At 60.6% G+C, this 25,673-nt stretch carries 27 protein-coding genes; 12 read left to right on the top strand and 15 right to left on the bottom strand.

Going from position 1 to position 25,673, the window contains the following annotated elements; all coding sequences use genetic code 11:
• The first annotated feature begins 77 nt into the window (after window positions 1–77).
• Complete coding sequence (locus tag H7847_RS01045; protein ID WP_227267523.1) at window positions 78–722, top strand: hypothetical protein; 645 nt, start codon at window positions 78–80, stop codon at window positions 720–722.
• A 16-nt stretch (window positions 723–738) separates the two neighbouring features.
• On the opposite strand, the gene H7847_RS01040 is transcribed toward H7847_RS01045, so the two are convergent.
• Both H7847_RS01040 and H7847_RS01035 read right to left on the bottom strand, forming a co-directional pair.
• Window positions 739–1,752 (bottom strand): hypothetical protein, encoded by a 1,014-nt coding sequence (locus H7847_RS01040; protein WP_227267522.1) that lies wholly within the window; start codon window positions 1,750–1,752, stop codon window positions 739–741.
• Window positions 1,753–1,829: 77 nt separating this feature from the next.
• Window positions 1,830–3,455: an AMP-binding protein gene (locus H7847_RS01035; protein WP_227267521.1), complete on the bottom strand. Its 1,626-nt coding sequence runs from the start codon at window positions 3,453–3,455 to the stop codon at window positions 1,830–1,832.
• A gap of 132 nt (window positions 3,456–3,587) precedes the next feature.
• Here H7847_RS01035 and H7847_RS01030 point away from each other — a divergent pair, with 132 nt between their 5' ends.
• The gene (locus H7847_RS01030) at window positions 3,588–4,238 is read left to right on the top strand and encodes a sulfotransferase family 2 domain-containing protein (RefSeq protein ID WP_227267757.1); all 651 of its coding nucleotides are present in this window, start codon (window positions 3,588–3,590) and stop codon (window positions 4,236–4,238) included.
• A gap of 190 nt (window positions 4,239–4,428) precedes the next feature.
• A complete protein-coding gene (locus H7847_RS01025) occupies window positions 4,429–5,094 on the top strand; it encodes a Hint domain-containing protein (RefSeq protein ID WP_227267520.1) in 666 nt (221 codons plus the stop codon).
• An 87-nt stretch (window positions 5,095–5,181) separates the two neighbouring features.
• On the opposite strand, the gene H7847_RS01020 is transcribed toward H7847_RS01025, so the two are convergent.
• Genes H7847_RS01020 through H7847_RS00985 form a run of 8 tightly spaced genes read right to left on the bottom strand, consistent with a single transcriptional unit; the run spans window position 5,182 to window position 13,452 of the window.
• Complete coding sequence (locus H7847_RS01020) at window positions 5,182–7,380, bottom strand: 3-hydroxyacyl-CoA dehydrogenase NAD-binding domain-containing protein (protein WP_227267519.1); 2,199 nt, start codon at window positions 7,378–7,380, stop codon at window positions 5,182–5,184.
• Window positions 7,377–7,868 carry a cupin domain-containing protein gene (locus tag H7847_RS01015; protein ID WP_227267518.1) on the bottom strand — a complete coding sequence of 164 codons (492 nt, stop codon included), beginning with the start codon at window positions 7,866–7,868 and terminating at the stop codon, window positions 7,377–7,379. The genes H7847_RS01020 and H7847_RS01015 overlap by 4 nt, the downstream gene beginning before the upstream one ends.
• Before the next feature lie 4 nt (window positions 7,869–7,872).
• A complete protein-coding gene (locus tag H7847_RS01010; RefSeq protein WP_227267517.1) occupies window positions 7,873–9,084 on the bottom strand; it encodes an acetyl-CoA C-acetyltransferase in 1,212 nt (403 codons plus the stop codon).
• A 40-nt stretch (window positions 9,085–9,124) separates the two neighbouring features.
• Window positions 9,125–9,763 carry a glutathione S-transferase family protein gene (locus H7847_RS01005; protein ID WP_227267516.1) on the bottom strand — a complete coding sequence of 213 codons (639 nt, stop codon included), beginning with the start codon at window positions 9,761–9,763 and terminating at the stop codon, window positions 9,125–9,127.
• A 40-nt stretch (window positions 9,764–9,803) separates the two neighbouring features.
• Complete coding sequence (locus tag H7847_RS01000; RefSeq protein ID WP_227267515.1) at window positions 9,804–10,952, bottom strand: acyl-CoA dehydrogenase family protein; 1,149 nt, start codon at window positions 10,950–10,952, stop codon at window positions 9,804–9,806.
• A gap of 18 nt (window positions 10,953–10,970) precedes the next feature.
• Window positions 10,971–11,183: a hypothetical protein gene (locus H7847_RS00995; RefSeq protein ID WP_227267514.1), complete on the bottom strand. Its 213-nt coding sequence runs from the start codon at window positions 11,181–11,183 to the stop codon at window positions 10,971–10,973.
• A 49-nt stretch (window positions 11,184–11,232) separates the two neighbouring features.
• The gene (locus tag H7847_RS00990) at window positions 11,233–13,014 is read right to left on the bottom strand and encodes an acyl-CoA dehydrogenase C-terminal domain-containing protein (protein WP_227267513.1); all 1,782 of its coding nucleotides are present in this window, start codon (window positions 13,012–13,014) and stop codon (window positions 11,233–11,235) included.
• Between the two features lie 36 nt (window positions 13,015–13,050).
• The gene (locus tag H7847_RS00985; protein WP_227267512.1) at window positions 13,051–13,452 is read right to left on the bottom strand and encodes a MerR family transcriptional regulator; all 402 of its coding nucleotides are present in this window, start codon (window positions 13,450–13,452) and stop codon (window positions 13,051–13,053) included.
• Window positions 13,453–13,672: 220 nt separating this feature from the next.
• Between H7847_RS00985 and H7847_RS00980 the strand changes: the two genes are divergently transcribed.
• Entirely contained in the window at window positions 13,673–14,419 is a 747-nt protein-coding gene (locus H7847_RS00980) for a helix-turn-helix transcriptional regulator (protein ID WP_227267511.1), read from the top strand.
• Window positions 14,420–14,546: 127 nt separating this feature from the next.
• Window positions 14,547–14,741 (top strand): hypothetical protein, encoded by a 195-nt coding sequence (locus H7847_RS00975; protein WP_227267510.1) that lies wholly within the window; start codon window positions 14,547–14,549, stop codon window positions 14,739–14,741.
• On the opposite strand, the gene H7847_RS00970 is transcribed toward H7847_RS00975, so the two are convergent.
• Window positions 14,738–15,109, bottom strand: coding sequence for a MerR family transcriptional regulator (locus H7847_RS00970; RefSeq protein WP_227267509.1), 372 nt, complete (start codon window positions 15,107–15,109; stop codon window positions 14,738–14,740). The genes H7847_RS00975 and H7847_RS00970 overlap by 4 nt on opposite strands.
• 129 nt (window positions 15,110–15,238) lie before the next feature.
• Between H7847_RS00970 and H7847_RS00965 the strand changes: the two genes are divergently transcribed.
• From H7847_RS00965 to H7847_RS00955, 3 genes are read left to right on the top strand one after another with little or no spacing between them, the layout of a single operon-like run.
• Window positions 15,239–15,661 carry a PaaI family thioesterase gene (locus H7847_RS00965; protein WP_227267508.1) on the top strand — a complete coding sequence of 141 codons (423 nt, stop codon included), beginning with the start codon at window positions 15,239–15,241 and terminating at the stop codon, window positions 15,659–15,661.
• Window positions 15,658–16,164 (top strand): PaaI family thioesterase, encoded by a 507-nt coding sequence (locus H7847_RS00960; protein ID WP_227267507.1) that lies wholly within the window; start codon window positions 15,658–15,660, stop codon window positions 16,162–16,164. The genes H7847_RS00965 and H7847_RS00960 overlap by 4 nt, the downstream gene beginning before the upstream one ends.
• 1 nt (window position 16,165) lies before the next feature.
• Complete coding sequence (locus tag H7847_RS00955) at window positions 16,166–17,503, top strand: MATE family efflux transporter (protein WP_227267506.1); 1,338 nt, start codon at window positions 16,166–16,168, stop codon at window positions 17,501–17,503.
• 18 nt (window positions 17,504–17,521) lie between these two features.
• Here the strand turns inward: H7847_RS00955 and H7847_RS00950 are convergent, their stop codons facing one another.
• Window positions 17,522–18,565 carry a quinone-dependent dihydroorotate dehydrogenase gene (locus H7847_RS00950; RefSeq protein WP_227267505.1) on the bottom strand — a complete coding sequence of 348 codons (1,044 nt, stop codon included), beginning with the start codon at window positions 18,563–18,565 and terminating at the stop codon, window positions 17,522–17,524.
• Window positions 18,562–18,915: a DUF952 domain-containing protein gene (locus H7847_RS00945; protein ID WP_227267504.1), complete on the bottom strand. Its 354-nt coding sequence runs from the start codon at window positions 18,913–18,915 to the stop codon at window positions 18,562–18,564. Before H7847_RS00945 ends, H7847_RS00950 begins: the two co-directional genes overlap by 4 nt.
• 138 nt (window positions 18,916–19,053) lie before the next feature.
• Between H7847_RS00945 and H7847_RS00940 the strand changes: the two genes are divergently transcribed.
• Both H7847_RS00940 and H7847_RS00935 read left to right on the top strand, forming a co-directional pair.
• Window positions 19,054–20,610 carry a bifunctional metallophosphatase/5'-nucleotidase gene (locus H7847_RS00940; protein ID WP_227267756.1) on the top strand — a complete coding sequence of 519 codons (1,557 nt, stop codon included), beginning with the start codon at window positions 19,054–19,056 and terminating at the stop codon, window positions 20,608–20,610.
• Window positions 20,611–20,714: 104 nt separating this feature from the next.
• Window positions 20,715–21,380, top strand: coding sequence for an SOS response-associated peptidase (locus tag H7847_RS00935; protein ID WP_227267503.1), 666 nt, complete (start codon window positions 20,715–20,717; stop codon window positions 21,378–21,380).
• A gap of 43 nt (window positions 21,381–21,423) precedes the next feature.
• On the opposite strand, the gene H7847_RS00930 is transcribed toward H7847_RS00935, so the two are convergent.
• Together H7847_RS00930 and H7847_RS00925 are read right to left on the bottom strand one after the other, a co-directional pair.
• On the bottom strand, window positions 21,424–21,807 hold the full coding sequence (locus H7847_RS00930) for a hypothetical protein (protein WP_227267502.1): 384 nt from the start codon (window positions 21,805–21,807) through the stop codon (window positions 21,424–21,426).
• Between the two features lie 178 nt (window positions 21,808–21,985).
• Window positions 21,986–22,873: a LysR substrate-binding domain-containing protein gene (locus H7847_RS00925; protein ID WP_227267501.1), complete on the bottom strand. Its 888-nt coding sequence runs from the start codon at window positions 22,871–22,873 to the stop codon at window positions 21,986–21,988.
• 113 nt (window positions 22,874–22,986) lie between these two features.
• Between H7847_RS00925 and H7847_RS00920 the strand changes: the two genes are divergently transcribed.
• Together H7847_RS00920 and H7847_RS00915 are read left to right on the top strand one after the other, a co-directional pair.
• Window positions 22,987–24,210 carry an acyl-CoA dehydrogenase gene (locus H7847_RS00920; RefSeq protein ID WP_227267500.1) on the top strand — a complete coding sequence of 408 codons (1,224 nt, stop codon included), beginning with the start codon at window positions 22,987–22,989 and terminating at the stop codon, window positions 24,208–24,210.
• Window positions 24,211–24,533: 323 nt separating this feature from the next.
• Window positions 24,534–25,613, top strand: coding sequence for an ABC transporter ATP-binding protein (locus tag H7847_RS00915; RefSeq protein ID WP_227267499.1), 1,080 nt, complete (start codon window positions 24,534–24,536; stop codon window positions 25,611–25,613).
• Window positions 25,614–25,673: the final 60 nt, after the last annotated feature.

Below are 25,673 nucleotides of genomic sequence, written 5' to 3'. Positions count from 1 at the left end.
GGGGGGCTAGGTGTCTGGTTCAGCTTGCCTGCGGGATTGGTTTCGGGCAGTGTCGGGGGATATATAGCGGGGAATTTATGAAAAAGACCAATGTGATCGCTGGTATTGCCCTGTCACTTTCCCTTACGGGGGTCAACTCGGCCAGCTGGGCACAGCAAACGCTGATGACACCGGCCGAACTGCCCCCGGCCTCGTTTGACGGACCGCAATATGTCGACAGCACCGGCTGCGCTTTCATCCGCGCAGGGGTGGGAGGGACCGTCACCTGGGTGCCTCGGGTGACACGAGACCGCCAGCAGGTCTGCGGCTTCCAGCCGAGCTTTCCAACAACGGCCAATGCCCCCGTGGCAACCCAACCGCCCGCGCCGGAGGTGCAGGTGCTGACCGTGCCGCAACCCCAGCCCCCGCGTGCAGATCCCGTGGTCATGCGACCTGCTTCAGTGGCGCGCACGCAAGCCAAAGCGCCGCCAACTGCCGTGGCCGGGCTGGTTGTCACCCCGTCAAATGCAGCGGCAAAGGGTGTTTCACCCCAGGCCCGGGTTTTGCCGAAGCACGTCTATGAGCAGCGCAAGGCCGTCCGCCCGGTTAAAACACCCAAAGGATATCGCGCCGCATGGCAGGACGACCGGCTCAACCTGCGCCGCGCAGAACAGACGCTGGCCGGGCACGCTGAGATGCGCCGTATCTGGACAAACACGGTGCCCCGCCGGTTGATCGACTGACGCAGGGGTCGGGCGCTCAGCCGCCACATATGCTTTGCAATCGCAGCCAGTCCGCATCGCTCAGCAGCGGCACCGGGGGTCGGCCTGCCATTGGATCGGCCTCGATCAGCGTCAGGACGGTTTCGCCGGTGACGTCGCGGGCATAGGCGTAGGGGGTGCTGCGCACCTCGCGCTCGGCAAATGCGGTCAACAGGGGACCCACAGCCGGTGGCAGGCGCTCCTGCGTCAGCAGGACTTCTGCATACCGATCCAGCGTTTCGCCTTTCAGACGCCCTGTGGTCAGCAGATGAAAGCTCGCCGCCGGTCCCATCGTTTCAAGCAGATCCCGCAGCGGGTCAGCGGAGGTGGCCAGCGTCTGCTCGGCCAGCACAAAACCCGCGGCAACATCCGGTTCTTCGAAATCCTCGACCAGGGCCTTGTCGAGCAGGATGACGCCACCGGGCAGGTGCAGGCTGGTCGAGATTGTCCCCGGCACGATATGGATCGGCCCGCTGCCAAGCCGCGCCCGCAGTTGTTGCAGCGCGCGTACCCCCGCAACATCCGCGCAGGACGGGCCGGTAATGCGTTCGATGCGCAGCAGGAGCGCCGCCCCGATCTCGGCGCGTTTGACAACCGGCACCACGGACACCGTGTGGGTCAAAAGCGCGCCCGGAAGCCAAAAGATGACAAGGGCCGCAACGACCAGCACCGAGGCCAGCATGCCCAGCCATCGCAGCCTGCCGGGGCGCGGGCGGGCGCGTTCCACCGCCCGCCGCAATTTCTCGATGGCGTCGATCATCTGCGCTTCCTCGGGGGCCAGCTCCAGCGTCTCGCCGGGGTCGCCTTCGGGATGGAAAATCGCAGGGCGCGTGCCCGGATTGGCGCGTTGCACCGCTGCCAGGGACCAATGTGTAATGGCCTGATCGCGCATGTCCGAAACGATCAGGGTAGCGTCCCCGATCGAGACGATCACCTCGCGCCGCTGGTCATCGGGCGAGGCCCGCCACAAGGCGCTGGCTTCAAGACGCGCGTATTTTTTCAGGGCCGTCATTGCGGAGTGCTGCTGCTCGGTTTTTGCTGCTGCATCTTAGCAGGTGAAAAGGTACGGGCAATGGCCCCCAAGCCGCGCTACAGGCTTGCGGCCAGCTTGCGCAGTTCGAACTTTTGGATCTTGCCGGTCGACGTCTTGGGCAGTTCCTGAAAAACGACCTGCTTGGGTGTCTTGAAACCTGCCAACGTCTGCCTGGCGTGGGCAATCAGCCCGGCGGCATCGACGGTCGCATCCGGTTTCAGCTCGACAAAGGCGCAGGGCACCTCGCCCCATTTATCATCGGGTTTGGCCACCACGGCGGCCAGCATCACGTCATCATGCGCCATCAACACGCCTTCGACCTCGACGGAGGAGATATTCTCGCCCCCCGAAATGATGATGTCCTTGGCCCGATCTGCGATCTGGATGTAGCCATCTGTATGTTGCACCGCGATGTCGCCTGAATGGAAATACCCACCGGCAAAAGCCTCCTGCGTGGCTTCCGGGTTCTTGTAATAGCCTTTCATGACCGAATTGCCGCGCACCATGATTTCGCCCTGGCTCTTGGCGTCGCGGGGGACCTTGCGCAACGCCTCATCCATGACGGTGATCTCTTCCATCATGGGAAAGGGCACGCCCTGCCGCGCTTTGATGGCGGCGCGTGCAGCGCTGTCCAGTGCATGCCAGTCCGAGGCGCGCCAGAGGCATTCGGTGACATGCCCGTAGGTCTCCGTCAGACCGTAGACCTGTGTCACGTTGAAACCCAGCGCTTCGATCTTGGAGAGGGTCGCGGGCGCAGGGGGCGCGCCTGCGGTAAAGATCTCCACCACATGATCGAATGCGCGCCGCTCTTTTTCGGGCGCATTGACGACCATGTTCAGAACAATGGGAGCCCCGCCGAAGTGGGTCACGTTTTCCTCGGCGATGGCGTCATAGATGGCGGCCGCCGTGATATCGCGACAGCACACCAACGTGCCGCCGATCAAGGGCATCATCCAGGCGTGGTTCCAGCCATTGCAGTGAAAGAGCGGCACAATCTGCATGAACGTCGGGTGCAGGACCATACGCCAGCTGATGACCGTGCCCATCGTCATCAGATAGGCGCCGCGGTGGTGATAGACGACCCCCTTGGGCCGCCCCGTGGTCCCGGAGGTGTAGTTCAGTGCAAGGCTTTCCCACTCATCTTCGGGCATGATCCATTCAAACCCCGGATCACCCGTTGCAAGCAGCGCATCGTATGTCAGATGCCGCCCGGAGGCCATCACCCCGGCCACCTCATCGGAGACTTCGACGAGGGTCGGGGGCCTGGCCAATCCGGCGCAGGCTGCCTCTGCCAGATCCAGAAACTGCGGATCGACCAGTACGTGCTTTGCCTCTCCATGCGCCAGAATGTAGTGGACGGTATCCACGTCGAGCCGGGTGTTGATGGTATTCAAGACCGCCCCGCAGGCCGGTACCCCGAAATGCGCCTCGACCTGTGCGGGGATGTTCGGCAGCAGGGTGGCCACCACGTCTCCGGGCCTGATGCCCTGTGCGGCGAGTGCTGAGGCCAGTCGCGAGCATTGCGCGTAAAAGGCTTTATAGTTTTGTCTGTGGGGGCCGTAGACAACGGCGGTGTAGTTTGCAAACACCTCTGCGGCGCGCTGCAAATGCGACAACGGCGTTAGCGGCACATGGTTTGCGGCGCATTTGTCCAGCCCGGTTTCATCGCTCATCCAGCCCATTGGTTCACTCCCCCCGTATCCCTTTGCGCCCTCTTCGCGCTGCGGCTAGTAAGATATTGCATTTGTCAGATTTGCAAAGCGAATTGTAAGACAATTGGAACCGTGTCGAAGGGACTGGGGGGAGACTATGCGGTGATCGTATCCAAAGGCCGCAACTACATCTTTGTTCACATCCCGAAAACCGGGGGAACATCGCTCGCACAGGCGCTCGAGGAACGGGCCATGCGGGATGATCTGTTGATTGGCGACACGCCCAAGGCGCGCCGCCGCAAGCGCCGTCTGCGGGGCATCAAGACGGCGGGGCGGCTTTGGAAACATGCGACCCTGGCGGATATTGACGGCTTGCTGAGCCCGGAGGAGGTGGCGGCGTTCTTTACCTTCACGCTGGTGCGGAACCCTTGGGACCGGGCGGTCAGCTACTACCACTGGCTCAGAGCACAGAGCTTTGCGCATCCGGCCGTCGGTCTTGCCAAAACCCGCGCTTTTGCGCCGTTCCTGAGAGAGCCGTCCATCCAGAAGGCCTTTGCTGAGACGCCGGCCCGGCGTTATATGACCGATGCGCTTGGGCACGAGCAGTGCGACGCCTACATCCGCCTTGAGCATTTCACGCAGGATGCGGCCCCGCTTTTTGACCACCTCGGTTTTGCCGTCACCCTGCCGCACGTAAACGCCTCCGCCCGCACGCAGGAGTATGGTACCTACTATGATGCCGAGACCTCTGCGATTATTGCTGACGTCTGCGCGGCGGATATCGCGCGCTTTGCCTACAGCTTTGACGGGTAGCATCAGCGCTTTGTTGCGCAAAACATGACAGTTTGTTGTTTGACGTAGGAATCCGCCGAAAACTAGGAACAATATCCCCAAATTGCCCATATGAAGGCCAAGAGCAGTCAAACTTTAACAATTAGTTAATACCCACGACCACAAAGCGTGATTGCGGGAACCGCGATGGCGCAGAACAAAGGAGCGCATTATGTACGGGTGGAGCATTTACGTTGGGGCCGACCCGATCACAACCGTACCCCTGCGCCGTGCAGGTTCGGGCGAAGAAGTTCACGGGGTCATGGCGGGCACGGCGATTGCATCCTGCAGCGGCTGGCGACCCGTCGAAGCGCTGGCGGTTGGTGATCGTGTCTGGACCTTTGACAACGGGCTGCGTCCTATCCTCGAGATCAGGCGGACGGTTTTTGGCCGGACCCAACTCGACCGCGAAAAGGCGCCCGCACCTTTGGCGATACCTGCGGCGGCCTTGGGAAACGAGGCCGATATCACCTTGCTCCCCCATGTCGGGTTGCTGCTGGAATGTGAAAACGCCAGCGATGCGATGGGCGATCCCTTTGCGGTCATCCCGATCGCCGCCCTTGATGGCATCTGCGGCATTCACCGTGCGCCAGCGCAGCGCAGGATGGAGATTTTTACACTGATATTTGCCGAGGAAGAGGTGATCTATATCGACAGTGGTCTTTTGATCCATTGCCCCCTGCCGGACGCGGATGGGTCATCTAACGAGGCGTTTTATGACGTGAAAACACCCCAGGCTGCCAAGGCGATATTGACGGATCTCGATTTGGCGGAACTGGCCCTGCGCGAAGCCAACGAAGAGTTTTTCGGCATACCGGACATCGAGCGTGTTGCCTGAAGCATCGCTCCGCTGCAGCGTTCTTTAGAATACACTGACTTAAAAAAAGGGGCCGGACCGCCCCCTTCTCATGGTATATTAAGGCCTCTAAGCCGCTTTGGACTGCTGGCCGAACCGCCCGTAGAAGCTTTGTTTCTTTGCGGCCATCTCGCGCAGGAGGTCCGGGCAGGCGAACCGCGCGCCAAAGCTGGCGGTCAGCGCGTCGCAGCGGTCTGCCGCATAGGCGGCACCCAGCATGTCGAACCAGCTTAGCGGGCCACCGGACCAGGGGGCAAACCCCCACCCGAGGATCGCGCCCACGTCGCCTTCGCGGATGTCCATCAGCACCCCTTCTTCCAGCGCGCGCACGGCCTCCAGGGACTGCGCAAAGAGCAGGCGATGCTGCACATCGATCAGATCAGGTTGCGTCTCGGCGACAGGGTATTTCGCGGCCAACCCGTCCCACAGCCCCTGCCGTTTGCCTTTGTCATCATAAGCATAGAAGCCCGCAGCCGATTTGCGGCCCAAGCGACCTTCGCCTTCCATCCAGAAGATGACCTCGTCGACGGCCGCGTCCGGATAGGTGTCGCCCATGGCCGCCTTGGTGGCACGCGCGATCTTGGCGCCCAGATCAATGGAGGTCTCATCGACCAGTTGCAACGGCCCCAGCGGCATGCCGACCAGCCGTGCGGCGTTCTCGATGAGCGCGGGTTCGACGCCCTCGGCCACCATGCGGATGCCCTCGTTGATGTAGGGGATGATGCAGCGGTTGGCGTAGAAAAAGCGCGCGTCGTTCACGACAATGGGTGTCTTGCGGATCTGGCGCACGTAGTCGAGCGCCTTGGCCACGGCGCGGTCACCGGTGCCCTTGCCCTTGATGATCTCGACCAGCAGCATCTTCTCGACCGGCGAGAAGAAGTGGATGCCGATGAACTGCTCTGGCCGGGCGCTCGCCTTGGCCAGCTCCGTGATCGGCAGGGTCGAGGTGTTGGAGGCAAAGATGCAATCCTCGGGGATCACCGCCTCGACTTTCTGCGTCATTTCCGCCTTGACCTTGGGGTCCTCGAAAACCGCCTCGATGATCAGATCGCAGCCTTTCAGCGCGTCCAGATCGGTGGTCGCGGTGATGCGGCTCAGGAGCTGTTCTTTCTTCTCAGGCGTGGTCTTCTTGCGCTGGATACCCTTGTCAGCGTAGCTGGCGGTATAGGCCTTGCCCTTGTCAGCGGCTTCCTGCGTCTGGTCGATCAGCACCACCTCGATCCCCGCCTGCGCGGACACCAGCGCAATCCCCGCGCCCATCATGCCAGCGCCCAGCACGCCGAGTTTCTTAACCCGCTGGTCTGGCACATCCGCCGGGCGCACGGCGCCTTTTTCAAGCGCTTCCTTGTTGATGAAGAGCGAGCGGATCATCGCCTCGGAGGAAGGGTTCATCAGCACGGAGGTGAACCAACGCGCCTCGACCTTCAAAGCTGTGTCAAAGGGTACCAGTGCCCCTTCGTAGACGGCCGAAAGCAGCGCCTTGGCGGCGGGGTACACCCCTTGGGTCTTGCCGTTGACCATGGCCGAGGCCCCCACAAAGGTCATGAAGCCCGCCGGGTGATAGGGCGCGCCGCCGGGCATCTTGTATCCCTTTGCATCCCATGGCTTGACCAGATCGGCATCCTTGGCGCTCAGGGCCCAAGCCCGCGCATCAGCCATCGGATCATCGGACACTTCGTCAATCAGCCCTGCCGCCTTGGCCGCCGCAGGCGCGACAAGCTTGCCTTCGAGCAGGAAGGGCGAGGCCGCCATCGCGCCCATCTTGCGTACCAGCCGGGTTGTCCCACCCGCACCGGGGAAGATACCCACCATGATCTCGGGTAGGCCGATCTTGGCCTTTGGGTTTGGTGCGGCAAAAATGCGATGTGTCGAGAGCGGGATCTCCAGCCCGATGCCCAGGGCGGTCCCCGGCAGAACGCAGGCCGTCGGTTTGCCGCCCTTGAGGGTCTTGGGGTCCATGCCTGCACGTTCGATTTTGCGCATGATGCGGTGCGCGTTCATGATGCCGTCAAAGAGGCCGCGCGCCGGGTCGTCGCCTGCCATCTCTTTCATCTTGGCGATGACGTTCAGGTCCATCCCGCCGGCAAAGCTGTCCTTGCCGGAGGTGATGATGATACCCTTGACCTCTGTGTCGGCGAGCGCCGTGTCGATCAGGCCTTCCAGCAGGTCCCAGGCCTCCAGGGTCATCACATTCATGGACTTCGCCTTGACGTCCCAGGTGATGGTCGCGATGCCCTCTGCATCAGTGTTCATGGTGAAATCTGTCATTCTTGATCTCCTGCCGGCGATGGCCGGTCGTTGTCTTCCCATGGCTGCCCGTCCAGATGGACAAAGCCGTCAGGCGTGGCTTTCAGATCCAGCCCAGGGTAGTTGCAGATGTCTTCTTCGGTGTTGCGGGTGCCCACGATCAGGTAGCGCACGGGGGTTTGCGTGTGATTGCGCAGGCAATGCGCGGTCTCGTCCCCCGCTTTCCAAGCACAGGCGTCGCCCGGGACGATCTGTGTTTCCACCCCGTTCTCTACCACGGTCAGCGTACCGTCGAGCACGAAGAGAAACTCGTCCTCATGGCTGTGCCAGTGCATCTGTGAGGATTGCTTGCCCGGGTGCAGTGTCTCCACTGAGGCGCCGTATTGCGTCAACCCGCCCGCGTCCGAGAGCGGCAGGTAGCTAAGGAAACCGCGCCCCAGATTGTAGGGGCCGGGATAGCCGCTGACCGCCTCCACGGGGTCGACAGACCCTTTGCGGATGATCGCCATGCGCTCAGACCCGCTCGATGATGGTGGCGGCTCCCATGCCGGAGGCGATGCAGAGCGTGGCAAGGCCAACTTCCTTGTCAGCGCGCTCCATCTCGTCCAGCAGGGTACCGATGATGATCGCACCGGTGGCACCAAGGGGGTGCCCCATGGCAATCGATCCGCCATTCACGTTGACCTTGTCATGGTCGACCTCAAAGGCCTGCATGAAGCGCAGCACCACGGAGGCAAAGGCTTCGTTGACCTCAAAGAGATCGATGTCCTTGATGTCCATGCCATTGTCCGCGAGAATCTTCTGCGTCACAGGCACCGGGCCGGTTAGCATGATCGTCGGATCGGTGCCGATCTTGGCCGTGGCGCGGATGCGCGCGCGGGGCTTCAACCCATGCTTTTCGCCGAAGCCCTTGCTGCCGATCAGCACCGCAGCAGCCCCGTCCACGATGCCCGAGGAATTGCCCGCATGGTGGATATGGTTGATCTTTTCCAGATGCGGGTACTTCATCAGCGCCACCTTGTCGAAGCCGGGCATGACTTCTCCCATGGCCTGAAAGGCGGGGTTGAGCGCGCCGAGGCTCTGCATGTCGGTTTGCGGGCGCATGTATTCATCATGATCGAGGATTTTCAAACCGTTCTGGTCGCGAATTTCGATGATGGATTTGGCAAAGCGTTTCTCGTCCCAGGCCTGTTTGGCCCGGCGCTGCGATTCAACGGCCAGCTGATCGGCCGTGTCGCGGGTAAAGCCGTATTCGGTCGCGATGATATCCGCGCTGATGCCTTGGGGGACAAAGTATTGCTCCATCGCGATGGAAGGATCAACGGCAATTGCGGCGCCGTCGCTGCCCATCGGCACCCGGCCCATCATCTCGACACCGCCGGCGATATAGGCCTCGCCCGCGCCGCCCTTGACCTGATTGGCCGCAAGGTTGACGGCTTCCATTCCGCTCGCGCAGAACCGGTTGATGGCCAGGCCGGGGATACTTTCGTCAAGATCAGACGCGAGCACCGCAGAGCGCGCCAGGCAGCCGCCTTGTTCCATCACCTGCGTGACGTTGCCCCAGATAACATCCTCAACGGCGTGCCCTTCGAGGTTGTTGCGTTCCTTGATGGCATTCAGCGTCTGGGCCGACAGCCGCAGGGCGGTTACCTCATGCAGGCTGCCGTCCTTGCGGCCCTTGCCACGAGGGGTTCGGAGCGCATCATAGATGTAGGCTTCGGTCATTCTGATCTCCTTTCGGTGCCGGGTCTGGCACCAATGCGTGTTACGTGTGGTCGGCAGGGGAGCCGGGCATCAGGTCGTAGGGGGCTTTCCAGCCCGGTGTTTCAGACAACCGCGTGAGCCACGCGTCGATGTGGGGCCAGTCGGCGCGCACAAAGCCGAAGGGTTCGGGATAGTAGAGATACCCGCAACAACTGATGTCGGCGTTGGTCAGCCCGTCGCCTACAATCCAGTCGCGCCCCGATAGATGGTCGTTGAGCACCTGATAGGCCGCCTTCAGGCGCGCCTGGTGGAAGGCGATGACTTCAGCAGGGCGTTTGTCTTCGGGCAGAAAGTTCATCAAAAAGCGGGTCATGCCCGCGCCTGAACTCAATTTATGATTGTCCCAGAGCACCCAGCGCAGCACTTCGCGCGCCTCGGTGGCATCCTTGCCACCGAATTTGCCGGATTTTTCGCTCACATATTGCTGGATCACACCGGACTGGGTCAACTTGATGTCGCCGTCAATCATCACCGGCGCTTCACCCATTTCATTGATATCCTTGCGGTATTCGGGGCTGCGCGTCTCGCCGCCAAAAAAGTCCACCTTCACAGGTTCCCAATCCAAACCGGAAAGTTCCAGTGCGAGGGCTGCTTTATAGGCGTTGCCGCTTTCGCCAAAGCAGTAAAGTTTGATCGTCATTTGGTTGTGCCCCTCCCCGTGGCGGATGGTGATGTGCCGATCACAGGGATCGCGCAATCAGTTCTTTCATGATCTCGTTGGTGCCGCCGTAGATGCGCTGCACCCGTGCGTCTGTCCACATCTGCGCGATGTCGTATTCCTGCATGAAACCGTAGCCCCCGTGCAGTTGCAAGCAGTCGTCGATCACTTCGCCCTGCGTATCGGTCAGCCAGTACTTGGCCATTGCGGCTTTCTCGACCGAAAGCGCGCCGCGCAGGTGCTCGGCCATGCATTCGTCCAGAAACGCCCGCGCCACGGCGGTCTTGGTCTTGCATTCGGCCAGTTTGAAACGCGTGTTCTGGAACTGCGTGAGCGGTCCGCCAAAGGCTTCGCGTTCCTTGCAATAGGTAATGGTCCGTTCAACCGCCCCCTCCATCGCGCCGACCGCGCCGCAGGCGATGATCAGGCGTTCCTGCGGCAGTTGCTGCATCATCTGGTAGAATCCCTGACCTTCGGTGCCGCCAAGAATGTTCTCAGGCGGGATTGCCACATCGTCAAAGAAAAGCTCTGACGTGTCAGAGGCATGCAGCCCGATCTTTTCAAGATTGCGGCCGCGTTTGAACCCCTCGGCCCCCTCGGTTTCGACCACAACAAGCGAGACACCTTTGGCGCCTTCGGCTGGGTCTGTCTTGGCCGCGACAACAATCAGGTCGGCGTGCTGCCCATTGGTGATAAAGGTCTTTTGCCCTGACAGCCGATAGGCATTGCCGTCGCGCAGCGCCCTGGTCTTGATGCTTTGCACATCAGAGCCGGTGGAGGGCTCCGTCATCGCCAGCGCCCCCACCATCTCGCCGGACACCATCTTGGGCAACCAGCGTTTTTTCTGATCCTCGGTCCCGTAGGCCAGCACATAGTGGGCCACGATCCCGGAATGGATCCCATGACCCCAGCTTGACAGATTGGCGCGCGCGGCCTCGATCAGGATGGCCGCCTCATGGCCAAAATCACCGCCCGCCCCGCCGTACTGTTCCGGGATCGACGGGCAAAGCAACCCCAGCGCGCCCGCCTCAAGCCAGGTGTCCCGGTCCATCTGACCCTGTTCCCGCCACCTGGCGAATTTCGGAGACCATTCGTTGCTGATGAACTGCGCGGTCATATCGGCAAGCATCTGATGCTCGTCGGTCATCCAGGTGGACACATGCTGGTTCATGACGACTCCCCGTTCTCTTTATTTCTTGCGTGCATCAAGTTCGGCATTGAACAGACGCAGCCTGTGGCCAAAGGTTTCCTCGTTCAGCACGCTGTCGAAATTCTCGAACAGAAATGACAGCGCCTCCCCTTCATCAAGACCGGCCTCCGCCGAGAACCGTTTCAGCCTGCGGTAACCGTCCTCGGTCATTGCGACATTGAAACGGCGGGTGGCACGAAAGCGTTTTGGCATCGGTCAGATCCTTGCTGTGGAGCGGGAAGGGCATGTGCCCACCCTTGCCTCAGAAGTTCGCCGCGTCCAGTGCCATCACAGGCTCGGCTCCCGACTGAATGCGGCTCAAATGCAGCGCTGTCGCCGGCAATTGCCGCGCCATGTAGTACCGACCCGTGGCGATCTTGGTCTCGTAGAACCCCGTATCGCTCGTGCCGTTTGCCAGCGCCTGCTTTGCCGCCTTGCCCATTTTGGCCCACATGAGCCCGAGGCAGACATGCCCGAACATATGCATGAAATCATAGGAGCCCGAGAGCGCGTTGTTGGGGTTCTTCATGCCGTTCTGCATGAAGTACATGCCCGCCGCCTGCAGGTCCTTGGAGGCCGCTTTCAACGGATCAAGAAACGCGCGGTCGAATGCCGCATCCTCGCCTGCGGTCTCCTTGATGAAGGATTTGACCAGGTCAAAGAAGGCCATCACATGCTTGCCGCCATCCTGAGCCAGTTTGCGGCCCACCAGATCAAGCGCCTGCACGCCATTGGCTCCTTCGTAGATCATGGCGATCCGCGCATCGCGGGTGAACTGGGACATGCCCCATTCCTCGATGTAGCCGTGCCCGCCATAGACCTGCTGAGCCTTGATGGTCATGTCGTAGCCCTGATCGGTCAGAAAGCCCTTGATGACCGGAGTCAGCAGGGACACCAGACCGTCCGCGGCCTGGTCTTCCGCGCGGTGCGCGGCGTCGATCAGTGTCGCCCCCCAGAGGATAAAGGCGCGGCCCGCTTCGGCAAAACTTTTCTGGTCCATCAGCGCGCGGCGGACATCGGGGTGAACAATGAGCGGGTCCGCAGGCCCTTGGGGGTTTTTCACGCCCGTCACGTCGCGGCCCTGCAACCGATCCTTGGCGTATTCCAAGGCGTTCTGGTAGGCGACCTCTGCCTGGCTGAGCCCTTGCATGCCCACGCCAAGGCGCGCCTCGTTCATCATGGTGAACATCGCGCGCATGCCCTTGTGTGGCTCGCCCAGCAGATAACCTGTGGCTCCGTCATAATTCATCACGCAGGTTGAGTTGCCGTGAATGCCCATCTTTTCTTCAATCTTGCCGACGGCCACCGGATTTCGTTCGCCCAATGTGCCATCTTCCTTGACGATGAACTTTGGCACGATAAAGAGCGACACGCCCTTGATCCCTTCAGGGCCCCCCGCGATCTTGGCCAATACCAGATGGATGATGTTGTCGGACATATCGTGCTCACCGGCGGAGATGAAGATCTTCTGGCCGGTGATCTTGTAGCTGCCGTCGTCCTGCGGCTCGGCCCTGGTGCGCATCAGACCCAGATCGGTGCCGCAATGCGGCTCGGTCAGGTTCATCGTGCCGGTCCATTCGCAGGACACCATCTTGGGCAGGTACTGGTCCTTCTGCGCGTCGGTCCCATGCGCGAGAATGGTCGACGCCGCGCCATGGGTCAGACCCTGATACATGGTAAAGGCCATATTGGCCGAGGAAAACATCTCGCCCACTGCGGTGCCGATCACGCAGGGCATGTTCTGCCCGCCGTAGGCTTCGGGCATGTCCAGACCCGGCCAACCGCCTTCACGCACCTTGTCAAACGCCTCTTTGAATCCTGTCGGGGTGCGCACGACACCGTTTTCAAGCCTGCAGCCCTCGGTGTCGCCAACCACGTTCAGGGGGGCAAGCACCTCGGACGTCAGCTTGCCGGCTTCTTCGAGAATGGCAGAGGTGAAATCCGCCTCGAGATCCTCATAGCCGGGGATCGGTTGAGTGGTGACCTTCAAAACATCGTGCAGCACGAATTGCAGGTCTTTGGTGGGGGCGGTGTAGCTTGGCATGGTGTTCTCTCCCTGAAAACGTCCGGAGGTTTTAACTTATTCGGCAGCCTCACGCGGGTTGCGCAGGGAGGTAACCATCTCCTCGCCCCACTTCAGCTGTTCCTTGAGCTCTTCGATGGCGCCATTCAACTCGTCGCGCTGATCGATCAGGTCCGCGAGCCGGTCTTTCGCGATTTCAACGGCGCGGGACAATTGGGTCTGTTGCTGGTCGCCCATGTCGTAAAGGTCGAGCAGCTGGCGAATCTCTTCGAGGCTGAAACCAAAGCGCTTGCCGCGCAGAATCAGCTTGAGCCGCGCGCGGTCGCGGCGGGTAAACAGGCGCTTCTGGCCTTCACGGATCGGGAACAGAAGCTCCTTGGATTCGTAAAAGCGCAGCGTGCGTGGCGTCACCTCGAAGGTGTCGCACATTTGGCGGATCGTCATAATCTCATCGGTCATCAAATTCGTCTTTCATCATCGGGATGACATAAAGGTATGGGCTGAGGGAGGTGCTACAACACTTGCGCAGGTTTACGTAACTCAGACGTTGCGTCACTTTGCGAGACCTGTGGGCTGGGGGATTTCGGCATTTTTTTGCAGTTTGTGCAATTTTATGCTGAAATGGCCTGAAAGAGTTCTCGTAATAGGAAGGCCTTCGGAACAAAGGGGCACCTTGGCCATGGCTGTATTTCCAACCCTGAATGACTTTGTCATCAAATGTCGTGAGATCACCCGCGTCTCTGAACTTTGGCACAGTTCGTTGGACTTCCTATATGAGCGCAAGATAAAAATGGTCAGCTATCACAGTGACGATGCCCAAAAGCCGGGGTCCAAGCCTTTGGGAATGGTGATCGACGGCTTTCCCGACGCCTGGATTTGCGAGTACCTCGAAAAGGAGCTTTTCCGGATCGATCCGATACCGCATCTGGCCTCGGTAACGTCGCGTCCTTTCCGCTGGTCCGAGGCCTCCGAGCTCGTCCGCCTGACGCCCGAAGGCCGACAATACATGAAACGGCTGGCGACTGCCGGAATTGGCGATGGGTTGGCGATCCAGGTCTTTGGGCCCAACATGCGGAACGCTTACGTGGGTCTGGGCTTTGGACCGGACGATCCCAACATGACCGCCGATGAAATCTTTGAGCTGCAATGCGCCGCGCAGATCGCCCATCTGCGCTATTGCGAGCTGACAGAGCAGCGCCAGCAATCCAGTGAACACCTCTCACCGCGCGAGATCGAGATCTTGCAGTGGATTGCGCGGGGCAAGAGCAACTCGGTGATTGCCGATATTCTTGGGATCTCACGCCACACCGTGGACACCATCACCCGGCGGATATTTGACAAGCTCGACGTCAACGACCGAACCACCGCCGCGATCCGGGGACTTGGCTCGGGGCTGGTGCGATACCGGCGCGGCGGCGTGGTGTAACGTAACTGCGTGACAGACGGTTCTGGGGCAACTGACTAGGAAAACAGCTTGTTGCATCAGTTGAACAGAGTGTATCATGTCTTCATATCGACCCATACCCCGAATTGTATTTTCAGCAGCAGATCCAATGACGGGTCCAAGCGTCAGCGACAGACAGGACAGTGGTGCCAGCGCCCTGCGTCGGGCCGCCAAACTGGTCGAGAACACAGCATTTTCCGAAGCAGGCGATCAGCCGGCGTCGGTGATCTCGCAGCTTATTCTGCTCTCTGCCGACCTGGAACGCCTGGCCCAGACGCTGGAGCGGTCGGAGCCCGATCGCTAGGTCTCAAGGGCCGCGGCCGTATCGTCGCGCAGGCGTTTCAGCTCGTTTATCGCCTCATCGAGCTGCGCGCGCTCTTCTGCCAGTTGATCCAATTGCCCATTTGCAAGTTCGATCCAGGCCCGCATCTGCGCTTCGGTGCCTTCCTTTTCATAGATAAGCAGCCATTGCCGGATGTCTTCGAGTTGAAAACCGAACTTGCGGCCCCGTAAAATCAGCTTCATGCGTGCCCGCTCCCGGGGACCATAAAACCGGGATCGGCCTTCGCGATCCGGTGTCAGCAATTCGATATACTCGTAATATCGCAATGTCCGAGGCGTGACGTCAAATTCGGTGCACATTTCCTTGAACGTCAAACGATCCGATGTCATGTCGTGTCTCTCCCTTGCAGCTAGGCTAGGGCTCAATTTCGGTGAGCGCAACAGCGCCTCTTGCTCTCTGGCGCGGACTGCGCTGATAAAGGGGCCTCAGTATTTTGCGGAAACCGGGCGGGGCCGACCATGGTAACGAAAGATAACATCGCGAGACAGTTCATCGAGGCGATTCCGCACAGCCGGGCGCTGGGGATGCGACTGACCGAGATGCAGGATGGCGAAGCCACCATTGACATGCCTTATGACGAAAAATTGGTAGGGGACCCTGAAACAGGCGTAATCCATGGCGGGGCGGTGTCGGCCCTGATGGACACCTGTTGCGGGGCAGCGGTTATGTGCCATCCAGACAATCGGGGCGGGACGGCAACAATTGATTTGCGCATCGACTACATGCGCGCCGCCACCCCCGGACAGCGGATCAGGGCGCATGCGGTGTGCTATCACGTCACGCGCACCGTCGCCTTTGTGCGCGCCACTGCGACCGATGATGACGCCGAAAATCCGGTTGCTGCTGCAACCGGCGCGTTCACGGTGGAGGGCACCTCATGAGAGCACCGCGCAGCAAGCCAGAGCCGGTGCAGGTGATCAAAAAGCGCCGCGACGCGACCCTGCGCGCGCTGGTGGATGGGGTACCCTACATCCGGTTTCTGGGGATCGAATTGGAGCGTCGGGGGGACGAGTTGACAGGCATTTTGCCGTTCGACCCCAAGTTGATCGGGAACCCGCTGCTGCCGGCGATCCATGGCGGTGTGACGGCGGCCTTCCTCGAGGTAACCGCCATCATCACCCTCAGCTGGACCTACCTGTGGGAAGATGTCGAATCCGGTGCGATTGACGCGACGGGTCTGGCCGAAAAAGGCCTGCCACGGCTGCCAAAAACAATCGATATTTCAACTGACTACCTACGCTCCGGCTTGCCGCGGGACGCCTATGCGCGGGCCCGGATCACCAGATCCGGGCGGCGATATGCCAGCGTGCATGTGGAGGCGTGGCAGGATAACCGCGACCGCCTCTTTGCACAGGCAACGGGTCATTTTCTGATGCCACAATAACGTGACCCAGACCGCTAGCCCCTCGCCCGCAGAAGTCACCCACAAGCGCGTGCTCAAGATCGCGCTGCCGATTGTTTTGTCCAATGCAACGGTGCCGATCCTCGGGGCAGTGGACGTTGGTGTCGTGGGGCAGATGGGGGAGGCCGCGCCCATCGGGGCTGTGGCGCTGGGCGCGATCATCCTGTCCAGCGTGTACTGGATATTCGGCTTTCTGCGCATGGGCACGGTGGGCCTTGTCGGTCAGGCCGAGGGGGCGGGCGACAAGGCCGAGGTCTCCGCCTGGCTGACACGGGCGCTGGTCGTCGCCCTCTGTGGAGGGCTTTTGCTGATTGTCCTTCAGCCGCTGATCTTCTGGGGGGCGATGCGGCTGGCCCCGGCCAGCGCCGAAGTGGAGAGCCTCGCCCGGCAGTATCTGATGATCCGGATATGGACCGCGCCTGCGGCCATTGCGGTTTATGCGCTGACCGGGTGGCTCGTCGCGATGGAGCGGACCGCAGGCGTTTTCTGGGTCCAGCTCACCATGAACAGCGTCAACATCCTGCTCGATCTGCTTTTCGTACTGGTGTTCGATTGGGGGGTGCCGGGCGTGGCCATTGCCACGGTGATTGCAGAGATTACCGGGGCTGCGCTCGCGCTCTGGTTCTGCCGCAATGCCTTCAGCCGTCCGGACTGGCGCGACTGGCCCAGAATCTTCGATCGCGCCAAGCTGATCCGCATGGCGCTGCTGAACACCGACATCCTGATACGGTCGGCGATGTTGATGATTATCTTCTCTTCCTTCGTTTTTATTGGCGCGCGGTTCGGCGACGTGACCCTGGCAGCGAACGAAGTGCTCATTCAATTCATGTATGTCACGGCCTATGCGATGGATGGTTTTGCTTTTGCCGCAGAGACGCTGATCGCGCGGGCTGTCGGGCGCGGTGATCGTGCACAGGTCCGGCGCAGCGCGGTGATGACCAGCGCCTGGGGGGCCGTGATCTGCGTTGTGATGGCGTTGTCCTTCGCCTTGGCGGGGGAGTGGATCATTAATGTGATGGCCAAGAACGTTGAGGTGCAACGCGCCGCGCGCGCTTTCCTACCCTATATGATCGTGGCGCCGCTTGTGGGATGTGTGGCATGGATGATGGACGGTATCTTTATCGGCGCCACGCGCAGCAAGGACATGCGCAATATGATGGCGCTGAGCTTTGCGATCTACTGGGCGGCTATTTTCATCCTGTTGCCGGTGCTGGGAAATCACGGGCTCTGGCTGGCCCTGCTGATTTCCTTTGCCGCGCGGGGGATCACCTTGACGGCGCGGTACCCTGCCTTGGAACGCGAGGTGCAGAACGCGGGCTGAAACGCGGCCAGCCCGAGGTCAGAGCCACCGCTCCCGATCTGTTCCGCAAGCCTCGGCCACCGTGCCAAATCCGTCTTCTTGCAGCAAGGTCTCAAGGTCTGTCGCGATACGTCTTGCCAGCGACAGACCACCGTAGACAAGGCCCGTGTAAAGTTGCACAGCCGACGCGCCCGCGCGGATTTTCGCATAGGCCTGCGCGCCGCTGGCCACGCCGCCGACACCGATCAGGGGGATGTCTGTCAAGGTCGACAGACGTGCGAGAACCCGTGTTGATTTGTCAAACAGAGGCTGACCTGACAAGCCACCGGCTTCGGTTTTGTGGGGGCTCCGCAGCGCCTCGCGATCCAGCGTGGTGTTGGTGGCAATGATCGCGGCCACACCGCTGTGCTGCGCGACCCTTGCAATCTGCTCAAGCTCCGCTTTGGTCAGGTCGGGGGCAATCTTGAGGAAAACCGGTGTGTCGCCCCGCACCTTCATCACCCCCTCGAGCAAGGCCGACAGCGCCTCCGGCCCCTGCAGATCGCGCAGTTTTTCTGTATTGGGCGAGGAGACATTCACCGTGGCAAAGCTCACATGAGGCGCCAGATGCGCCATCACGGTAGCAAAATCGGCGGCCCGGTCGGTGCTTGTCTTGTTGGCTCCCAGGTTGATGCCGACAGGGACCTGCGCGTGTTGTGTGGCCAGCCTCTCGCCGATGACGGTCATGCCGTCGTTGTTAAACCCGAACCGGTTGATCGCCGCTGCGTCCTCGGTCAGCCTGAACAGCCGGGGTTTGGGATTGCCCGGTTGTGCCAGCGGTGTGGCGGCACCCACTTCGATAAAGCCGAAACCTGCGCGCGACAGGGCCGGGATTGCTTCGGCGTTTTTGTCGAAGCCAGCGGCCAACCCCACCGGGTTGGGCAAATCCAGCCCTGCAATGCGCGTTCGCAGCCTTGAAGAGGTCACCGGGCCCGGCTGACTTGCAAGACCCGCCTTGAGCGCCTTGAGCGCCAGCCCATGCGCTGTTTCGGGATCCAGCCTGCGCAGAAGGCCGAGCCCGAGCGCTTCGGCGGTGCGCCTCATTCTGCGCTGGCCTCACCCAGCCCTGCGGGAAACTGGTGCAGGCCGCCCACGAGCGGCAAGGGCTGTGCCCAGGCCACGTCCTCCAGTCGCAGGTCGCGATAGAGATGCGGGAACAATTGCTCGCCCCGCGATTTTTCCCATTTGAGCGCCTCGCCGAGAGGCCCGACCTCAATCCCCAGCAGCATCAGCCCGTCCTGGCCTGCAAAATGCTTTGTGGCGGTCTCTTCTACCTGTTCCGCGGTTGAGAAATGCACATAGCCGTCCGCCACATCAATCGGCGCGCCTTGGGTTGTCCCGTCGCGGCGCAGTGCGGCCCATTCGTCGGTGCGAAAAATCTTGAATATCATCATGGAGGGCGTGATGCCCCGCACATGGTGCCGGGTCAAGAGGCAGGTGACGTCAGGATAGCGCAGATCTTTCCATTGAAGCTTTGACAGTGCCCTTCGCGCGCGCCACCATGAGGTATTGCTATTTTGAGGGGAAAAATGATGAGATACTTCCTGACCGCCACGGCCGCCCTGGCCGTGACCAGCAGCATGGCAGCGGCGGACTACACGCTGACGATCCTGCACACAAATGATTTCCACGCGCGCTTTGAACCGATCAGTCGGTTCGACAGCGGATGCTCGGCGGAGGATGACGCGGCCGGCGAATGCTTTGGCGGCTCTGCCCGCCTTGTCACGGCAATTGCCGAGGCCCGCGACCGTGCTGAAAATTCGATCCTCGTGGATGGCGGCGATCAGTTTCAGGGCACACTCTTTTACACCTACTACAAGGGCGCGCTGGCCGCCGAGATGATGAACAAGATGGGCTATGATGCGATGACCGTGGGCAACCACGAGTTCGATGACGGCCCCGAGGTGTTGCGCGGCTTCATGGACGCGGTGAACTTCCCCGTTCTGATGTCGAATGCGGATGTCACGCGTGAACCTTTGCTGGCCGACAAGTTGCCAAAGTCGATTGTGATCGAGCGTGGCGGGGAAAAGCTGGGGCTGATTGGTCTCACCCCGGAGGACACTGATGAGCTGGCTTCTCCGGGGGATAACATCACCTTTTCTGACCCGGTTGCGGCGGTGCAGGGGGAAGTCGACAAGCTGACCGCAGAGGGCGTGAACAAGATCATCGTGCTCAGCCATTCGGGTTACGGGGTCGATCAACGGGTCGCTGCCGAGACCACGGGCGTCGATGTCATCGTCGGCGGACACTCCAATTCGCTGCTGTCCAACACCGCTGAGGATGCGGTCGGACCCTATCCGACGATGGTGGGCGATACTGCGATCGTGCAGGCCTATGCCTATGGTAAATTTCTGGGCGAGTTGAATGTGACCTTCGACGATCAGGGCAATCTGACCGAAGCTGTGGGCGAGCCCCTTATCATGGATGCGGCGGTCCCGGCGGATGCGGCAACCGCACAGCGAATTGCCGAGGCCGCAAAGCCCCTGGATGAGATCCGCAACCGTGTCGTGGCCGAAACCGCAACCGAAATTGTTGGTGTGCGCGAAGAGTGCCGCGCGCAGGAATGTGCGATGGGCAATCTGATTGCAGATGCGATGCTGGCCCGCGTGAAGGACCAGGGCATTGACGTGGCAATCCAGAACGGGGGCGGCATTCGCGCCAGCATTGATGCAGGCGAGGTCACGATGGGGGAGGTTCTGACCGTTTTGCCTTTCCAGAACACGCTGAGCACCTTTCAGGTGACAGGGGACACGATTGTTGCAGCTCTCGAGAATGGCGTCAGCCAGCATGAAGAGGAGGCAGGACGTTTTCCGCAGGTCGCAGGCATGAGCTACGCCTTTGACATCACGCAGCCCGCAGGCAGCCGGATCAGTGATGTGATGATCGGTGGCGCGCCGATCGAGATGGATAAGCTCTATGGCGTTGTGTCAAACAATTACATCCGCAATGGCGGGGATGGTTATGATATGTTTAAGGATGCGCAAAACGCATATGACTTCGGTCCTGACCTTGCCGATGTCACAGCGGAGTTTATCGCGGCGAACGCCCCATACACCCCTTACCTAGATGGGCGGATCACCAAGAAGTAACGGGATATCGGTGCAAATTCGAAGCGCGTCCGGTCAAAACCGGTCGCGCTTTTGCATACCAAAGGCTCTGGTCTGCGCCACCCCGCCGTACTACCAAAGGTGCTATGTGCGGACGATTTTCCATCACCATGCCCAGCGACGAGATCGCGCAGCTGTTCGAGGCGATACCGGATAACAACCTGCCGGACGTGCCGAACTACAATGTCTGCCCGACGGTGGACATCCATGTGGTCACCGGGGGCAGTGAGGCACCGCGCCGCCTGACGGCCATGCGGTGGGGATTTGTGCCCGGGTGGTATAAAAAGAGCAATGATGGTCCGCTGCTGATCAATGCGCGCGCTGAAACCATCGCGGAGAAACCGGCCTTTCGCGAGGCGGCACGGCAGCGGCGCGGGCTGATCGTTGCATCCGGGTTTTACGAATGGACAAAAACACCGGAGGGCGCGCGCGCGCCCTGGTACATCTTTGCGCGAAGCGGTGCTCCTTTGGTGATGGCTGCGGTTTGGCAGGTCTGGACGGGGCCTGACGGGGCGGCCCAGCGGACCTGCGCAATCGTGACCACCAAGGCAAATGAAACAACGCGCCATATTCACCACCGGCTGCCTGTACTGCTCGAACCGGCGGAATGGCCGCTCTGGCTTGGAGAGGCGGGGCATGGGGCCGCGCGCCTTATGCGTCCCGCCCCTGAGGACGCGCTGCAGGTGCACCGGGTAGACCATGCCGTCAATTCGAACCGGGCGGTGGGCGCAGATCTGATTAAGCCGATCTGAAAAACGGGAAACTGGCCCCACACTGCGGCAGGGCCGATACTCGTTACTCAACCTGTTTGTCTGTTGCATCCCCCTGCAACAGATAGAGCTGTCCTGTGATCCACCGCTTGGCCACGCCATGAAACGCGCCTGTCATCCCCGGCTCGATCAAAACCAACAACTCGTCACCTGGCGCGATGGGGGCTGTCGCCCATCGGCCATTTGTATGGAAAATCTCGTGCGCCGACCCGCTTTCATTGACGAAGCGCACGACATCCCCATGTTCTAAAATGATTTTCTGGGGAAAATAGGTGGCCTCCAGAATAATCACGATATGCTCTTCCGCCTGGCTCTGAAGAGCGCTCAAAGAGGCCAACCCAAGAGATAACAAGGCAACTCGCGGAACAAACTTAAACAACACAACACACAGCCCTTGGATCGGCCCCACCCAAAAGCGGATGCCTCTTTTCTAGCCTTGAATTGAGACGGAATATGGTCTGGCCAGCGGCGTGGCAGCGGCAAAACCCACTGGTACAGAGTGTTTCCAAAAAGCGGATAATTGCGCAATTGTGGCGGCAATACCCGACAGACGGGAAAACGATGCGCCGCCCGTCCAAATGCTGTGGTTATGTGTCGGTTTGGTGGCACAACCACGTGCGAAATGAGGTGAGCGCGGGGCTTTCCGACCGCTCCAGGGGCCAGACCAGAAAGTAGCTGCCGATGCTTTGGGTGGTGTGAGGAGAGGCCAGCACAAGCTGGCCCCCCTTGAGATAGGGGTCTGCAAAGAAAGTCGGCAAAAGGGCGATGCCAAGACCGTGGATCGCCGCCTGTGCCATGGTAGCGAATTGATCAAAGATCATGCCGGGGGGCAGGGGCTCTTCAATATCGAGGGCCTGCAACCAGCGGGCCCAGCCGCGCGGACGGGTATCCAGATGCATCAGATCAAAGCCGAGCACGTCGCGCGGGTTTGTCAGTGGCGCGGGAACCAGAGACGGGGCGCAGACAGCCACAACGGTTTCCGGCATCAATGGCAGATAACCGACGCCGGGCCAGTCCCGGCGTCCGAAATGAATGGCGGCGTCAAAGGGTGCGCCGCGGAAGTCGAACGGCGCCAGCCGGGTCGAGAGGTTCACCGTGACCTCGGGATGCTGGCGGGCAAAACCGCTCAGACGCGGGGCCAGCCAATGCATGCCAAAGGCGGGCAGGATCGACAGGTTCAGCGGGCCGCCCCCGGCCTCTGTCCGCACCCGGATCGAGGCCTGCGTCAGCTTTTGCAGGATATCGCGGACCTCCCGGACGTAGGTCTCTCCCTTGGGTGTCAGGCTCAGCCGCCGCCCGTGCCGGGCCAGCAGGGGCGCGCCCAGTTGCGCCTCCAGCGTTTTGAGCTGTCGACTGACAGCACTTTGCGTCAACGACAGTTCGGCTGCGGCACGTGTCGCAGTCCCCAGACGTGCCACGGCCTCAAAACACATCAGCGCCGAGACAGAGGGCAGAAACCGTCGGGACTGGTTCATATGAGTTTTTCTCATGTATTTCAGACTAAACCGTCGTTAGCCTTTTGCTGCCGGATTTGCAATAATGGCAAGAATTCACCTGTTGTGGTCTGCCAGGAGCGAAAGGAAACGTCATGAATGTCGAAGCCCCCATTCTCAAAGCAAAGGACGCGCCGGATCTTGGGGCGTTCGATTGGTCTGATCCTTTCCGCCTGAACGGCCAACTGGCCGAAGATGAGCGGATGATACAGCAAAGTGCGGCGGCCTACGCACAGGAAAAGCTGCAACCGCGGGTGATTGATGCCTATGCGACCGAAGCGGTCGAGCCCGAGGTTTTTCGCGAGATGGGCGAGATGGGGTTGCTGGGCATCACCCTGCCCGAAGAGTACGGGGGGCTGGGCGGCTCCTATGTGTCTTATGGCCTTGTCGCGCGCGAGATTGAGCGGGTCGATTCCGGTTATCGTTCCATGATGTCGGTGCAGTCGTCGCTGGTGATCTATCCGATTTATGCCTACGGCTCGGAAGCGCAGCGCAAGAAATATCTGCCCAAGCTCTGTTCTGGTGCGTGGATTGGATGTTTCGGTCTGACGGAACCGGACGCAGGCTCCGACCCGGCGGGGATGAAAACCCGCGCTGAGAAGACAGCGACCGGATACAGGATCACAGGCTCCAAGATGTGGATTTCAAACGCGCCCATCGCGGATGTTTTCGTGGTCTGGGCCAAGTCTGACGCGCACGATGGCAAGATCCGGGGCTTCGTGCTGGACAAAGGCACGCCGGGGCTGTCCGCGCCCAAGGTGGGCAATAAGCTCTCGCTCCGCGCATCCGTGACGGGAGAGATTGTCATGGACGGTGTCGAGGTGGGCGAGGAGGCGCTGCTGCCCCATGTGCAAGGTCTCAAGGGTCCCTTTGGCTGTCTCAATCGGGCGCGCTATGGCATCAGTTGGGGCGTCATGGGTGCGGCTGAGTTCTGCTGGCATGCGGCGCGGCAGTATGGGCTCGACCGGCATCAGTTCGGCAAACCGCTTGCGGGCACACAGCTTTTTCAGAAAAAACTGGCGGACATGATGACCGAAATCGCGCTGGGGCTACAAGGTGCCTTGCAACTGGGCCGGCTGATGGATGCAGCCCAGGCGGCCCCTGAAATGATCAGCATCATGAAGCGCAACAATTGCGGCAAGGCGTTGGATATCGCGCGCCATGCGCGTGACATGCATGGGGGCAACGGCATCAGCGGCGAGTTTCAGGTGATCCGCCATATGATGAACCTTGAAACGGTCAACACATATGAGGGTACGCATGATATTCATGCCCTTATCCTGGGCCGCGCGCAGACGGGTATTCAGGCCTTTGTCTGACCGTCCGACATGGCCCTTCTGTCCCGCCTGTAGCAGAGATGAGAGCCTGCCGATGCACGGCTGAACCGCGACTCGATTCGCGTCTTTGGTGTATCTGAGATAGTCTGCGCAGGGTGCTTTTGCGCAGCCTGACGCTGTTGATGTCTTGAATTCTGCGCCACGAGCCTCTGACAGGAAAGCTGTTTAATGCCCTGAAAAAGGGCAAAAAATACCAATACAACGCACCCTTGCACACGTGTGCAAATTTTCCTTGCCAAAGACCTTCCAAGGTGACTAGCGTCAGAGATGGCGTGCAGAAAGCAGCCAGCGACAGTGGGGGCACTATGGCTGAGATACAACTGCGTAAAGTCAACAAGCGCTGGGGCAGCTTTGTCGGCGTCGACAATTTTGACCTTACCATTGCGGATCAGGAGTTTCTGGTGCTGCTGGGGCCGTCGGGCTGTGGCAAGACCACAACGATGCGCATGATCGCAGGGTTGGAGGATGCCACAGACGGCGAGATCATCATCGATGGAAAGGTCGTGAATGATCTCGATCCAAAGGACCGCGATGTGGCGATGGTGTTTCAGTCCTACGGGCTCTACCCAAACATGAACGTCTACGAGAACATTCGCTTCCCGCTCAAGGTGCGCAAAGTGCCGGAGGCCGAACATGACGAGCGGGTGCGCCGGGCCTCCGCCATGGTCGAGCTCGACGATTTCCTGCACCGTAAACCTGCGGAACTGTCGGGCGGGCAGCGCCAGCGCGTTGCCCTCGCCCGTGCCATCGTGCGCGAACCAAATGTCTTTCTGATGGACGAGCCGCTGTCGAACCTCGACGCAAAGCTGCGCGTCTCGACCCGTGCTCAAATCAAGAACCTCAGCCACGAACTGAAGGTCACCACCGTCTATGTGACCCACGACCAGATCGAGGCGATGACACTGGCCGACCGCGTGGTGGTGATGAAGCAGGGCAAGGTCCAGCAGGTGGGCACGCCCACCGATATTTATGACCACCCCGCCAACACTTTCGTGGCGAGCTTCATCGGCAGCCCCGCCATGAACCTGATGGAGGGTGAGCTGCGGGCCGGTACATTTACCGGCGACAACGTCTCCATCTCGGGGCTGACAGGTCCCGATGGTCCGGTCACGCTGGGCTTTCGGGCGGAAGACGCAGCGCTGGCGACAGATGGCGCAGGTCAGATCACCGCGCCGATTTATACCATCGAGCTTTTGGGCGACGCCACGATGCTGACGGTCCGCGCGGGGCGCCAGCTGGTCTCGGTCAAGGCACATAAGGAATTCCGAGCCGCAATCGGCGACATGGTCTCCTTTACCGTGCCAGTGCCGATCTGCCATTTGTTTGATCAGCAAAGCGGGATGCGGATCGACCAGCAACCCGGGATGCGGGTTGCCGCGACCTGAGTTTCTAACGCCCTTTCGGGGCCAACAAGGGGGTGCAGCCTTGCAAGATGCACCCGACCC

This window comes from Roseobacter weihaiensis (assembly GCF_020622345.1).
Classification (GTDB): Bacteria; Pseudomonadota; Alphaproteobacteria; order Rhodobacterales; family Rhodobacteraceae; genus Roseobacter; species Roseobacter weihaiensis.
This window is presented reverse-complemented; position numbering and strand designations above follow the sequence as displayed.